12 protein-coding genes and 1 pseudogene are annotated in these 13915 nt (G+C 60.5%); all 13 read right to left on the minus strand.

Going from position 1 to position 13915, the window contains the following annotated elements; translation table 11 throughout:
* Positions 1–5: 5 nt before the first annotated feature.
* The 13 genes and pseudogenes from ABQZ00_RS13660 to ABQZ00_RS13720 all read right to left on the minus strand — a co-directional run bounded on the left by ABQZ00_RS13660 (position 6) and on the right by ABQZ00_RS13720 (position 13866).
* Complete coding sequence (locus tag ABQZ00_RS13660; RefSeq protein ID WP_323538057.1) at positions 6–4001, minus strand: coiled-coil domain-containing protein; 3996 nt, start codon at positions 3999–4001, stop codon at positions 6–8.
* A gap of 36 nt (positions 4002–4037) precedes the next feature.
* On the minus strand, positions 4038–4667 hold the full coding sequence (locus ABQZ00_RS13665) for a DUF1629 domain-containing protein (protein ID WP_180313192.1): 630 nt from the start codon (positions 4665–4667) through the stop codon (positions 4038–4040).
* Positions 4657–4863 (minus strand): hypothetical protein, encoded by a 207-nt coding sequence (locus ABQZ00_RS13670; protein ID WP_180313190.1) that lies wholly within the window; start codon positions 4861–4863, stop codon positions 4657–4659. The genes ABQZ00_RS13665 and ABQZ00_RS13670 overlap by 11 nt, the downstream gene beginning before the upstream one ends.
* A gap of 34 nt (positions 4864–4897) precedes the next feature.
* Positions 4898–5149 (minus strand): annotated as a pseudogene (locus ABQZ00_RS13675) (JAB domain-containing protein); the annotation flags it as partial.
* An 81-nt stretch (positions 5150–5230) separates the two neighbouring features.
* Complete coding sequence (locus tag ABQZ00_RS13680) at positions 5231–6040, minus strand: hypothetical protein (RefSeq protein ID WP_180313188.1); 810 nt, start codon at positions 6038–6040, stop codon at positions 5231–5233.
* Positions 6041–6066: 26 nt separating this feature from the next.
* Positions 6067–6663: a hypothetical protein gene (locus tag ABQZ00_RS13685; protein WP_323538056.1), complete on the minus strand. Its 597-nt coding sequence runs from the start codon at positions 6661–6663 to the stop codon at positions 6067–6069.
* Positions 6660–7940, minus strand: a complete 1281-nt coding sequence (locus ABQZ00_RS13690) for an abortive infection family protein (RefSeq protein WP_323538055.1) — start codon at positions 7938–7940, stop codon at positions 6660–6662. The genes ABQZ00_RS13685 and ABQZ00_RS13690 overlap by 4 nt, the downstream gene beginning before the upstream one ends.
* A 10-nt stretch (positions 7941–7950) precedes the next feature.
* Positions 7951–10602 (minus strand): DEAD/DEAH box helicase, encoded by a 2652-nt coding sequence (locus ABQZ00_RS13695; RefSeq protein ID WP_323538054.1) that lies wholly within the window; start codon positions 10600–10602, stop codon positions 7951–7953.
* Between the two features lie 2 nt (positions 10603–10604).
* Complete coding sequence (locus ABQZ00_RS13700) at positions 10605–12122, minus strand: site-specific DNA-methyltransferase (protein WP_323538053.1); 1518 nt, start codon at positions 12120–12122, stop codon at positions 10605–10607.
* Positions 12123–12297: 175 nt separating this feature from the next.
* Positions 12298–12780 carry a hypothetical protein gene (locus ABQZ00_RS13705; RefSeq protein WP_323538052.1) on the minus strand — a complete coding sequence of 161 codons (483 nt, stop codon included), beginning with the start codon at positions 12778–12780 and terminating at the stop codon, positions 12298–12300.
* A complete protein-coding gene (locus tag ABQZ00_RS13710) occupies positions 12777–13160 on the minus strand; it encodes a hypothetical protein (protein WP_323538051.1) in 384 nt (127 codons plus the stop codon). Before ABQZ00_RS13710 ends, ABQZ00_RS13705 begins: the two co-directional genes overlap by 4 nt.
* Positions 13157–13486: a hypothetical protein gene (locus tag ABQZ00_RS13715; RefSeq protein WP_323538050.1), complete on the minus strand. Its 330-nt coding sequence runs from the start codon at positions 13484–13486 to the stop codon at positions 13157–13159. The genes ABQZ00_RS13710 and ABQZ00_RS13715 overlap by 4 nt, the downstream gene beginning before the upstream one ends.
* Entirely contained in the window at positions 13483–13866 is a 384-nt protein-coding gene (locus tag ABQZ00_RS13720) for a hypothetical protein (RefSeq protein WP_323538049.1), read from the minus strand. The genes ABQZ00_RS13715 and ABQZ00_RS13720 overlap by 4 nt, the downstream gene beginning before the upstream one ends.
* Positions 13867–13915: the final 49 nt, after the last annotated feature.

The following is a 13915-nucleotide window of genomic DNA, read 5'->3' on the forward strand; positions in this document are numbered from 1 at the left end:
TTTGACTAACCACCGCCCCCTCCACCACCACCGCCTCCTCCTCCCCCGCCGCCGCCGTCTCCGCCTCCCCCGCCATCCCCTTGGGGACCGCTCTGCATCGGCCCCTTGGCGAACTCTGGCAGCGTCATCACCATGACGGGCCCGCGGCTGGTGTTGATCTCTGCTGAGACATCCATCCCCAGCGCCTGGCGTGTGGCGACGTTCTCCTGGGCCTCCTGCTGGGCCTGCGCCTCCAGGAACTCGTTGCCTCTTTTAATCAGCGCCTGCGTCGCTGCGCTGTTGGCCACCCGATTCAAGGCCTGCTCGATCGCCAACTCGTTTTTGCTGTCGAGCGCATAGAGCACCTCGTCCACGTCCGGGTCGCCCGTGATGGATTTCCGCTCAGGCTGCGAAGAGTCGTGTGGCGCATCTCTTCCCCCTGATCCGATGGAGCGCTGGGCTAGAGGTGGGAAGGCATCGGTTTGCTCGACCGCTTCACTGGGAGAGCGTCGTGCTTGCTCGTGCTGCGGGAACCCATCAAGGCTTGCGCCTTGCGCGCTTCGTGTGTCGTCGCGAACGAAGGGATAGGGTTCTCCACGGTCGCGATACTCCTTCCACTCCTGGTGGAAGCGTTCGTCTTCCCGATCGGCCGCCTCAATCTCTTGTTGCAGCTGGCGCAGCGAGCGCATGGTCTCTTCCAAGAACAGGGCGCCACCCGGGTCTGCGGCGCTGCGATCCTGGGCCGGGATCGATTGGGCCTGCTGGTTTTCCGCGTCTACTGGCTCATTGGGAAAGCGATTCTCTACGCTACCTCCCAGCGATTGCCCGTGTGCCTGCGCGAGGTATGCAGGCGATAGCGCTGGCGCGTCATGCTCAGCGAGAAACATGTCCGAAGGACGGTTCTGCTCCGACTTCGTTTCTTGCTCAGGATTGCTAGACGCTGCGGACTGCGATGCAATCAACGGCTCTGCTGTCGCAGGCGTTGTTGGGGCCATGACGAGAACCGGCTCCGCACCCTGCTCACGCGCCACGTCTTGCTGACGCACCGACGCTTGCTCCATCTCTGTTTGCTGCGTTCGCATCTGGTGATGCAGTGCTGGCGGCACCGCATCGGCCTCCGCGCTTTGCAAAGGTTGGCTATCCGATTCCGGGCTTTTTGAAGGAGACACTTGAAGGCGCGCGGTGTCGAGCCCCTCCACTGCCTGAGCTTCCAGCGCGTGCTCCGCATCTTGTGCTTGGCGTGGCTGCGCGTCACCCAGACCAGACGTTTGCTTCGATAGCTCGTGGGCGCCAGGAGCCAAGTGTTCGCCGGCCTGTTGGTTCTGTGTTTCTCGCAGTGGGCGCGCATCCTCGTGCTGCGACCCTGGCCGTGGCGTTTGTTGAGCCAACGTGGCATCGGGTGCGTGCAGCTGAGGGTCCAGTTGCTGCGAGGCATGCTGGCGTTGGTCTTGCTGCTGCGCTTGCTGAGCATGAGCTTCTTGGACTTCAACTTGCTGGGCTTCTTGAACCTGGTGGTCTTGCTGCTGCTCCCGCTGTTGGTTGTCCTGAGCTTGGCGTTGCTGGACTTCCCTACCCTCACGCTCCTGCAGCTCTCGTTGCTGGCTGGTCTGCGCTTGGCGCTCCTGCACTTGGCGTTCTTCTAGCTCACGTTGCTGCTCTGCTTGGCGTTGACCTTCCAGCACCGCGTGCGCCTGGACCGCTTGTTCGCTTTGTGACCTGTCTTCGTGCTCAGGCTGTGCCTGCTGGAGGTGCTCGCGCACCTGCGCAGCGTGCTGCTCTTGCGCAACACGATCTTGCTGTTCGCGTTCTTGCCGCGCCTGCGCCGCGACAGAGGCTTGCATGCGGGCCTGGATATCCAGCACTTGCTGCGGATTGGACGACTCGGAGGTCGAGGTGTCCGCGTCTGCCGTTCCCTCAAGCACGCGCCCAACGGTCGGCGATTCTCGCCGATTGCCTTGCGTCTCACTCAGCGCCTGCCGAATGTCATCGCTGCTGGTGACAGCCACCACGCGTGCGATGCCATCGGGCCCTTGCTGCAGGTGTGCAATGGGGCTGTCATAGCCGTATTGCCCGGCCTCGTTGCGCTGCAACTGCTGCATGGTCAGCCCGGTGATGCCGTTGTCGTCCCTGGTCCGCTGCGCGGCCAGCTCCACGGCCTGCTGGGTCTGCGGGTTGACGTTCAAATCAACGCCTGCGGCCCGGTAGCGGTGCAGCAGCTCGTTCTGCTCCATCTGCGCCGCCGTAGGCGCGGGACGCGCTTCAATCGCCGCCAGGGTCTCCTGAGCGCGCTCCAGCGAAGGCTGGCGCATCTGGTTGGTGAGCTCCAGCTCCGCCGCCAGGTTGCCGGTCGCCAGCCCTTCCTTTCCAAGCCACTGCCCAGCCTCGTTGCGCTGGTAGGCCTGACCATCGTGGCCTTGAACCCGGTCCGGCTTGGCCTGGGCAGCTCGCACCGCCGCCGGCACCTCCACTCCATAGTCGCGGGCGCGCTGCGCGGCGTGGTTTTCCAGGTAAGCGGCGGCAATGGCTTCGCGCCCCGTGGAGATGTTGCTCTCGATGCGTGCCAACGCCTCCTGGTTGAGTTGCTGCACGCGTTCCGGGGGCGCGAGTTGGAGTGCGTAACTGCCAATCTCATCGGTGCCGGACGCGGCGGTCCTGACTTGGCGCTCCCAAGTCTGACGCTCGGGATTGCGCTCCCAATTCTGGTTGTCCAATCCCACTTGGTCGCTTGCCCGTGCGGGGAGGTTGAACGGGTTCTGGGGCGGCGGTGCTTTGCCCAACGCCAGCTCCACCGCCTTCGCGTTGGCCAGGGCACCCAGCTCCTGCGATTTCTCATAGCTTGCAACCACGGGCTGCTCGCCCGACGTGCGGCGGCCATCCTGGGCGAGGTCAATGGCGGCTTCGCGCTGGAAGTTGCGACCGTTGAAATTCCACTCCACGTCCGCTTTGTCGGTCTGGTGGTAGATGGCGCGGTTGTCCAGCAAATCGGCGCCTTTGTCGAACGCCTTGCTCATCAACAGCGCGTCGCCGACCACCAAGGCCGCAGGCACGAAGCCGCTGCCGCCCAGCGCTGCTGCGGTGGACGCGCCACCGGCCCAACCGCCGACGTTACGGGCCAAGGCATGGGTGACCTCGGATTGCGCGGCGGTGGCGTTGCCTTGCTCCAACAACGCCGACGCCGTGCGTGCGGTCATGACCGCATCTGCGCCAGTGGTCAGAAGCCCACCCGCACGGGTCAGCCCCCGAGCAGATGCCTCTCCCATCAACAACTCCATGGCGGCTTCGCCACGTTGGCCACGAGGCACGCGCAGGTTATGTGCGGCTTCCTCACCGAGAACCTGCTCGACCTTGAGGATGCCCTGCTCAGACAAGACCACGCGCCCATCGTGGTGAGCATTTGCGATGGCGAGCGACAATCCGCTGCGCTGAAGCTCGATGTCCCCGCCTCGAATGATGGCGGTGTTACTGACCTGTATCTGGCTGAGCGTGGTGACGATGCGCGACTCGGAATGCGCAACAGCTCCCCATCCGTGGTCCACCCCCGTGAAGCCCTTCAAAGCCTCGATTTGCTGGGCGTGGGCTTGGTAGTAAGCAGGGATATCACGAAAGAACTGGCGAACTCTCTGGTTGGTTTGCGCCGGAACCTCACCTAATGGCGTGTTGGTGTTTAAGTCATTGTTGATCAATCCGACCTTGACTGTATCGCGCAGCTGCTCCACGCGCTTAGCAACCCGATCCATCGCCGCCGTGTCGCCTTCCAGAGCTGCCTGACCATCCCGCGTCAATTGAATGCGATTCAACCGTTCAAGCATGCCCCTTTGGTATTCCGCTAAAGGGCCGCCACTGTGCGGCGTCACCCCAAGCGCGTCAGCCAGTTGAGGACTAGCCGGCAGGAACAAACGGTTCTCAGGCGCATGAATATGAAACTTCCCGACCTCTTGCAACCTTGCCAACAACTCGCTGTTCTTCAGCGTCTGCTGTTCGATGTTGTGATGGTCTTGGAAAAGTGTCCGATAGTTCGCCATAGATCAGGCTCCTTCCTTGCTGCCCGTGTTCGCAAATCAGCAGTTCACGACGTCATAAAACCAAAGCCCATTGGATTTTCTAGGCGTGACAATGCCCGCCGCCTCAACGGCCTCCTTGAACGCTCTATCGCAGAAGACGCCGCCATGGAAAGACAACCTAAAAACATGTGCAGAACCCAGCACATCTCGCCGGAAGGCCAGCCGGATATCGCCTGTGAGGTCGTAGTATTTTCCCGCTTCGAAGTCGTCACTGACCTCGATGTTGAGCGCAGAGGCCTCTTCGTCCAAGGCATCCAATGTGCGGACGACATCGCAGAGGAAGACGGTCGGACCTTTGGAACCATCGGCCAAGCGATAGTCAGCGTCAGCGAAGACGAAGGCATCCGCATCCACTGACTCCATCACACGGCGCAGCCGTTCGGAAACCAACCAATAGCCGCTGAAGCCTCCCTCTAGGTCTTCAGGCAATACACCCTCACTCGGGTGGTAAACGAGGCGCGGGGTTTCGCGCAATGGTGGAAACCCGCCCTCCTTTGGCTTCACGATGAGGCGCGGAGGTGTCCGCAGAACCTTCTCGTTTTCAAATACAACCCCATGCCCTTTTCCTCCACGCCGAGCGTCCGGCTGCAGTTGGAAGAATTCACTTTTTTTGGGCTCATTGCTCATCGTCGTATCCCCGCGTTGCGCCCAGTCCTTCAAACTCTTCTACGGCAACAAAATTACTCACAAGCCAACCAAATGTGTCACTGAGGGCGTCGGCAATACCGTCTTCGCTCTCGCATTCGACCGTGGCTTCAGCGGGCAAGACAGGACGCTTGCCGTCGGTCTCCCACACAATCCCACGCACGTGAAACGCCTTCATTCCTGCTCCATGGATGTGGATCTGCCTTCGCAGTCTAGCGTCGGCAGACTGCATAGGTGAAGGGGCGGCTATACCCACCCCTGGCAGCCAGACTGGTGTGCTGCTGGCCGCCGATGGCCAGGTGGTCCAGCACTCGGATGTCCAGGAGGCCCAAGGACTGCTGTAGGCGATAGGTGACCTTGCGGTCTGCCTCGCTGGGCTCGGGATTTCTGCCTGGGTGATTGTGGAAAAGGATGAGCGCGACCGCGTTGAGCTCCAGCGCGCGCTTGGCGACGACTCGACTATGCGGGGCGAGCAAGCAGCAACGTGTGAGCTATGAATCAGGCGGCGTTGTCCCTGGCTTACACCACGAGTCGGGATCAGCTGATCAAGGAGAGGACGGCGTGGCACCGAAGCTCGGGCATCCGTCCTGCCGCATTGCCTTGGCATAGAACGCAGGAATATCCAAAGAGGCCACGCCATCCTTCACCGCCAGCCGAAGGGGTATGGCTTCCCAAAAGCTCACGATGGACTCGGAAAACGCGTCCAGATGCTCCTCGGTCACGCACATGCTCGTGTAATCCACATACCGCCAAGGGTTCTCCCCTGACTCCAACGCAGGGACAAAACCGGGGAAGCGCTGCTTCAAGGCTTCGAAGGCCGGGCCTTCGCCATGCTTGAACACGTTCACGACCAGTCGCAAGGCTTCAAGATCCTGATAGCGCGGCACTGACGGCACATCCCACCCGAAGGCGACCAACAGCGCCTCCAGGTGACCCCATTCGCACCGCCAAATCTGATCCCGAGTCTTCTCTCCAATGACCCACCCGGCTTGGCGCAGCTCGCGAGCAACCCGGACACGGAAGCTCTTTTCAAAGTGGTGATACATGCCGGCGGCGATGCCTAAGAGAGTGCGTTCCTGCATCTCATGGAGAAGGTCGTAGTGTTCGAGGCTCTGATGAAACGCCGCCTCGTAAACCATCGACATGTCCCATTGCTCGGGGTCGAAGCACTCTGGAGGGTTCTCCAAGCAGTCCTGCTCCATGGCTTCCGCCTCTGCGTCGATCGCAGCAAACGGCGTCAGGAGACGAGCCTTGGCCTGAGTTAGGTAGAAGCGCTGCTCCTTGACTCGCAGAGCGATCTCTTCTGCCATGAAACAAAAGACGCCACTGCGCCTGCGCGTGACCAGGACCTGCATTGTCGGCTCCATTTTCCATTGAAGGCTTAGGGCGTAGAACTTGAGGTGTAAGGTTGGAACTCGGTGCCAACAAGGACAAATGCCTCCGCCTTGGATGACTCAAGCACTTCAGGCTCATTGGCCTGGATATCCTCCAAGAACTGGCTGAAGATCTTGCCGCCCTTCTTCATGGTCATCTCATCCCCACGACGGCCATCTTTGCCCTGCACTGCCATGATGAGGGATTGGGCACCGGCCAGCTCTTTCAGCACGTCACCAGACAGTGGAACCAAGATCGTCCAAGACCAAGTGCAAAGGCGTCCGGAACAGTTGACCTGCGGACGAGTGTTGTTGACGGCACGCACACGAAGGGTGCGGCGGTCATCGAGGCGGAAGAGCACGGCGTCGACGTCAATAGGGTCGCCAAAGACCTGCATCATTCGCTGCAAGCCCATTTGCCCGTCGCCTGTGATGATCTGGTTCCCTACGCCCGCTAGGCCAATCGTCCCCGTGCCGTAAACGCAAGCGTTCTTGCCCGTGAAAGTGTCGGCCTCGCACTTAGGCTTGGCCATCAAAGGCATGGCGGCGCAGAAAAATCCCATCAGCAGGCTGCATCGGAGGACCGCAATCACTATGCCGTTCATTCATCCCCCGTCTGATTGCGATTCGATCCGGCGCCCTTCTTAAGCGCAGATCTGGCTTGGTAGGTATCCACAACGAACCAAACGTAGGCAAGCGCCGCATTGACCGCTAAACGGGCATGCCTAGGCTGTAGACCGCGATGATTGCCGCGTGGGCCGTGCCCCGTGCCATACCTGCCGCGCAACTCGGCCAAGTGATTGGTCATTGCCGCCAGGTTCCTCAAGATAAGCCTGATGTTGTCGGCACCTTTTGCGCGATCACTCACGTCGTCGGGGACCAGTTCAAGTTCCTTCGCCACTCGCTTGGTCAGGTCATTGATGTCGCTGGATTTCCCGACCTCGACGCCAAGGCGGCCTAAGATCGTCTTGCAGCAGGACTCAACGAAATCCTTGGCCGTTCCAATGGCGACCTCCGGATCGGCCGTAATGGCATTCTGCATGCGCTCGATCTGCCGAGCCATGGCCCCAGCCTCCAAAAAGTCGGCAACTGCCTTCGCCTGCTCTATCGCCTCGCGACCACCGTGGTTGAGTTGCTGCGGGATGTATCGCGGCCTGCCGGCGATTCGCTCTTCTTCCACCAACTCCCAACCCGCGCGACGCAACTGATCGTTGAAGTGCTGGACAATCTTTTCAGTCTCAGCGCGATCAGGACGGACCAGCGGGTGAACAATCTCGCACAGGAAGCGGAGAAATGTATCCGCCGGACCGTCCAACAGCGCAAACCGATCGTCATCAAACACCCAATACTGATCCCAGTCATCGTTGTTGATGCGATGCTGGTAGATGTCGCCTGCGGCGTCCTTGAATCGGCTGTCTGTGGATGGAAGCCGGCGCAGCTCAAAAATTCGACTAAGGAACTCCGGGTCTGGCAACGCGCCAAAGACATTCACTTGCTCCATGCGAAGGCCGTCGAGGATGTTTCGACGAACGGTCCGTGAGAGCCCTTCAGACGGCTCCTCGCGCCAGTTGAAGCCGGGCTCCAGAACAGGGGTCAAGTGAACCGAGTAGTAGTCTTGGGCCTCAGGGGGTATCGATGCTTGAACGGCATTGCCTATTGCTCGCTGAAGCTCCACTTGCTTCTGACGAAGGAGTGCAAAGGCTCCCGCAGGCACCTCCAAAATGAGCTTGTAGAAGTTCGTGCCACCGTTGAGGTTGTCGTAATAGTCGAAGGCAACCTTGCCCTTGCTCGTGCGGAGCAAAGATGCAGCCTCCAACTGTCCTTCCTGTCCAAGGAGAACGTAGGCTGCGCCCAAGTAGCGGTCTAGATCTTGGTCTTCCATGACTGTTTGTTTACCTCTTCGCCCGGATAGCAGCCTGAAGTTGCTCGGTCACGCTGTTGCCCTTCTCATCCTTCAACTGAGCCATGAGGTAGACCCCTCGGCCATTGCTCTTGGTGGCCCAAAGCTCGCCGATCATGCGCTTCTCCTTCTCGGAGTCCGCCGTGTATCGGTCGCCGCCTTTGTATTCAACAACCAGCAGACGCCCATCCTTGAGCCTGGCAACGAAGTCCGGGTAGGTGCGCTGCTTGGACGTCGGCATCCAGAACTGGCTCTTGTCCACCAGGTTGCGGACCCAGAACTCCACCTCGTCCAGCTGATCAATGGCTTGGGCACACAAGAACTCCTCGCCTACCTTGCCGCCGGCGGTCTTCCACTGAAGGTCGCCCACAAAGGGGTAGTAGTGCTTGCGGAACCGGTAGGTGCCGCCTTGGTAATAGGAATGCGCCGGATACTGGGTCATGTCCGCCGGATAGGTAAACATGGCATCGGGCTCATCGCTGACCACGATCTCCGCGTTCCCACGGAACAAGGCCTGCTGGAAGCCGTCCTTGAGGGCTTCGGCCTTGGCGATTTGGAGCTGCTCACCCAGTTTCCGCCGGAGAACGAACTGGCCGTTGAGCAACTGGGATAGCGAGAACCCGCGATCCTCGGACAGAGAACTGATGGCTCGGCGCAGCCACTCCCGAAGCACGGGCTGCTTGACCCCCGGATCGCGGATCTTCTGGTCCAGCCAGCCCACCAAGTCCGCTTGGGTGCGATCTTTGGCGAAGCCCGGCAAGTAGGTGTTTACGTCGTCATCGATCTTCGTGTAGCTCACCTTTGAATCGACGAGATCCACCTCAAAGGTCTGGCTGTCGGCGTTGAACTTGAGACTGGAGAGGTCCGGCGGATACGCCAGCAAGTCCCAGGTGAAGCCAGGGGGCGTGGCACCGCTCTCCACGAACTCCAGCTCGCCCTGTTCCATGACGCCGAGCCGAGGGACGCTGAACACCACCCCGTTCTGACTGGGCGCTTTGACCGCCTTGGCCGTGATCTGGTGCCGCTGGATCGTGGCCGTCGCTTCCTCGCGCTCCTTGGTTGGCACAGCCTTGGTGATCGCTTCCACCGTGGAATCGTCAACCTCGCCCGTGATCTCGACCGATCCGCCCTTCCCCTCTTCGCTTGGGGTAAACACCACGTTGGCCTGGTCCCGAGCAGGGATACCGGTGAGGTCTGGCTGCTTGCTCACCGCGATCGTGGTCTTCGGCGTGACGGGGGCCGGATTGACGTTGCCGCCTTGCAGCGGCAAACCAGGCCCGGGGGTGAGATCCGGCAGCACTGCGCCGACGGCTTCCAACGGGTTGAACCCGATATCGATGAGCGACTTGGTCAGCTCTGCCGCCGCCAGGTTGAAGGCCGTGGTGGTGACGTGCGCGTAAGCCTTGTTCATGGCCTCCTGCTTGCGGCGGGTGGCATAGGGCATGCGCAGCACGCGGCCCAGCAACTGCTGGATGTCCTTGTCGCTTTTGACTTGGGCCACCGAGCAGAAGACGTAGGCGAAAGAGCAATCCCACCCTTCCTTGAGCGCTTGCTTGGTGATGATGACCTCAATGGGGCAGTCCTTGGCGAACAGGTCCACCCCGTCGATTTCACGCTGATCGCCGGTCGCAATGGCAATGGCCTGCTCGGGCACCTTTTCGTTGTCGATGAGGTGCTTTTTGACCTCCTCCACCGTGGCCGTGCCCTTCGCATTCTCGGCCTGGATCAGCAGGATGGGACGGATGTAGTCCGGTTCCCCAAGCGCGGTCTTGCCCAGCTCGTTGCGGCGGGCGACGGCGCTGCCCACAGCCACCTCCCATTGTCCGACGTGCTCTTTGAGCACGACGGGAAACTTGATCATGTTGGCGACTTTCAGCTCAAACGCGCTGACGCTGACCAGCACGTTGCTCTTGGTGGCCTCGGGGGTGGCGGTCAGTTCCACCACCACCTTGGCACCCAAGCGCTCGTAGACTTGATACGAGAGTGGGGTATTGGCGTTGTGGGCTTCGTCGGTGATGACCAACGGTCCGTGGAGTTTGAGCAGGTTGGCAAACGAGGCAATCGCCTTACCGGCCTTGTTTTGCTCCAAGTAAGGCAGGTCGGAAACGCTGCCGGCGAAATGGGCTTCGAGATCTTCGTGGTGCTCGTAAACCTTGCGGCCTTCCTGGTTCTCCACGCGCAGCGCGGCCATGGTCGAGATGACCACGCACACCTTGGTGCCCAGGTCTGCGGGACGGATATGGGTGAAGTCCTCCACGTCAAACACGGCCACCTTTCCGCCAAACGCCTCGTCCAGTTCCTGGCGGTAGGGATGTCGTGGGTTCTTGAACGCCTCCAGGGTCTGGCTCTTGATTTGGGTGGTGGGCACCATCCACATGACCAGCGGGAACTCACGCTCCAGGTAAGCGTCGCCTGCAGCCTGAATGATGTGCGCACCCATGACTGTCTTGCCGCCGCCCGTGGGGATGCGAAGGCAGACGTAGGGCGAGGCTTCCATGCCCGGCATGGGCTTGTAGTGGGTGACCAAGCCAGGATCCACGTTCTGCTCGAACGCGGATGCGGGGCCGGTCAACCGGGCGTCCTCCAAGAACTGGGCCAAGCTGGACAGCGCCCGCTGCTGATACACCTTGAGAGAAAGAGCCATGCTTAGCGTGCCTTGATGTCGTAGGGGGTCTGCTTGAAGGTGATTTGGAGCTCCTCCAGCCGCTCCTTGGGCAAGTCGCACGACTCGCCGTAGATCACCTTGGGACCATCAAAGGGCTGCAGGCCTTTCAACACCCGCTTGGTCAGCACGTTACCGCCGGCCTTGCTTTCATCGCCCAAGATCCCGTTGAACAGCAGGTAGTAGCCGATTCCTTGGTGCTCGCCCAGGAATGGCTGCTTAGGAGCACGGGTTGAGCGTGCAGTGCCTGTTTCGGCAAACCAAACGTGGGCAGCTAAGTGCTCGAACCTGATGCCCGCGCGGATGTGGCCTTCGTCATCAAAGACGGGCACGCCTAGCTTGTAGAAGCGGAAGCCGCCTCCGCCCTTCCAATCCACCAAAGCCGAAATTCCGCCCTGTTCACCGTCTACCACCTTTGCGAGACGAGCTTGGCAGCGAGTCCGGGCGTGCTCACCCATCTCGATTCCAATCCAGTTCCGGGCCAGCTTCTGGGCAACAGCAGCGGTAGTTCCCGAACCTAAGAAGCTGTCCAGCACGATATCGCCCGGCTGAGTTGTCATTTCGATAACGCGCTTCAGCAGTGCCTCCGGCTTTGGTGTCGCAAAATGGTCGTCTCCAAATAGGGCAACCACCTCCTTCTTCGCATCTTGAGTATGGCCGACTTCCTCGTAGGGCCAGAAGGTCTGAGGAACGCGACCTTGTTTGACCTCCGAAAGAAATCGCTTGATAGCAGGGACGTTATTGCCATCCTTGCCCCACCAGATCCGCCGGTCCGCATCCAGCTCCCTTAGCCGCGGCTCCGAAACACGCCAGAACATTCCGTTCGGTGGTCCAGGAATGACACGCCCGGAGGGCGTAGTGATCGGGTAAGTTCCTGCACCGTAATAGTTCCGGGCAGAAAGATCCCCTGCCTTCCATAGGCCTCGACTGTCGCCATCCGGGTTCTTGTATGCCTTGTCCTGCTTCTCGGTCCGCGGCATGGGATTGGGTGCCCATTTTTCCGCATTCTTCGCGTAAACGAAGAGGTAGTCGTGATCCACGGAAAAGTGCCTCGCCGAATTCTTGGGCGAGTAGATTTTCTGCCAGATTACGGTTGCAACGAAGTTGCTCCGCTTGAAAATCTCATCAGCGATGACTTTGAAATAGTGCGCCTCGTTGTCGTCCAGCGCGATCCATATCGCTCCATCTTCGCTAAGAAGCTCTTTCAGGAGCTCTAGCCGCGGATAGATCATCGACAGCCATTGGGCGTGCTCCAAGTTGTCGTCGTATTGTTCGAATGCGCTCTTGGTGTTGTAAGGCGGATCGATGAAGATGCACTTCACCTGCCCTGCGTAGTAAGGCAGCAAGGCCTTCAATGCATCCAGGTTGTCGCCTTCGATCAGCATGTTCGGAGAGTCCACTTCCCCATAGGACAGACTGGCCACCGGCTCCAAGAGGCGGTAGGGCGTCAGGGCGGAACGGGTCAGGTCTTCATCACGGTCGGACCAGTTGAGCAGCGGCATCTAATACATCCGATCGAACAGGCCCCAAGTATCGTTCAGCAGCGCCTCTGGGCCAACGTTCCCGACCATCACCGCCCGTAAGTGCCTGATCGGACGAGCCTTAGAGAGAGCAGAGCTAAATCGCGGTCCTTGGACATGGCCTACCGGAGGATTGGACCGCTAGGAGCCCCCCCTACTAGGAGGCGATGAAGCCTGTCTTCTTGCAATAGCGGTAGACCGCCGAGCTGCTGACCCCTAGCTCCCGGGCCAACTGGGCTCTACTGACGGCCTTTAAACGGGCCTGAACCTGCTCCCAAGTCAGCCCACGCAAGTTGCGTTGCTTGGATCGGATTGGGGTGCCGCCCAAGCCCAACACTTGACGGTCGAGATTGACCGTGGCGATGGACACCCCCAACCGGGCCGCCACCTCTGCCGAAGTCCGCCCCTCTTCCAGCAGCTGCCGCACCTGCCGACGGCGTTGAGCCACTTGCTCAGCTTGCCGTGATCGGTAGGCCTGCAGCCCCACAGAAAGTAGGCCATGGCGGTGCACAAAGCGGCTTACGGCCTGGTGCGTGACCCCTACCCGTTCGGCCAAGGCGCGCTGAGTGACGCCCTGATCCAGCACGGCTTGGACTTGCTCTGAGGACTGCCCGCCTAGGAAGCCTTTGCGTGGGCTCATCGGGCGCTAGCCTTGAGGTCGCCACGCATGACGCCGGGCGACACCCCCAGCGCTCTTGCGATGGCCACATGAGCCATGCCCGCATCAATCCCGGCACGCACCGCATAACGGCGCTGGCGCACATAGGCATCGCGACGCTCCTCGAGCCTAGAAGGCATGGCATCACATGGGTCTAGGCGTTCGGCCTGCGCGATCTGCTCCTTCTCCCCGCGGGCAAGGCGGTCAGCGGAAAAAACGTCGTCCACCCCCGTGCCCCATGGTGTGTTTCGCTGGCAGGCTCGGTAAAGCACCAGGATTTCCGGAGGCATCGGCACCAGAGCTGCATGCCCGAGGTCCGCAATGGCATCAGGGGCGAATAGAGTGGAAGGATTCCGTTTCATCGCCTGCCCTCCTTCCCCATGCGGAAGAACAACAGACAGATAAGGGAGATAGATGCGAGGGCGAGCAAGCCCATGCGACCGTTGGCCGTGTCCTGCCACGCGTTGAAGCCGGAGCGGAAGAAAAATGCCAGCGTCAGCAGCACCCCGAGCCCAAAGCCGGCGCCGTGCACAATGGCGTCCAAGTGAAGTCGCGGCGTCGTCTCCCCGGCCTTCAGTCGGCGATACGCGGTCATGGCAGCACGGTAGCGGCGACCGGACCAGAACGGAACGGCAACGACCAGGAACAGCCCGCCCGCGAAGATGGCAAGAACCGTCCAAGAACTCATCCCAACCTCCACGTGGGCTGCTCGTTCTCCTCTTCGACGATCGTCCGCCTACCCCGATCATCGTCGTCATCATCATCGTCGTCGTTGTCTTCCGTGTCGTAACGATTGCTTCCAAGCCACACAGCAAGCCCACACGCCACCAGGAGACAAGAAAGACCAGCCAAGCCGAGCATCGATGTGCCGTTTATCTGGCGCAGCACCTCGACTCCCATGATCGGAACGAGGGTCATGACCTCCAGCGAAACAAAGAAGAGGTTATGCATGTGCTGCGGCCGGTAGGCATCTTCGCCGTCGTAGTCAACGATGCACCGGACGCGGTAGGCGTTGAAGTAAAGCGTCAATGGGGTCATCAAAAGCGCGAGCAGAATCAGATAGCTCATGCGGTCTCCCCCGGCTCTCCGCGACCTTCAACGCCGCGGCCGCGACAAC

It is taken from the genome of Xanthomonas sp. WHRI 10204, assembly GCF_040202875.1.
GTDB lineage: Bacteria > Pseudomonadota > Gammaproteobacteria > Xanthomonadales > Xanthomonadaceae > Xanthomonas.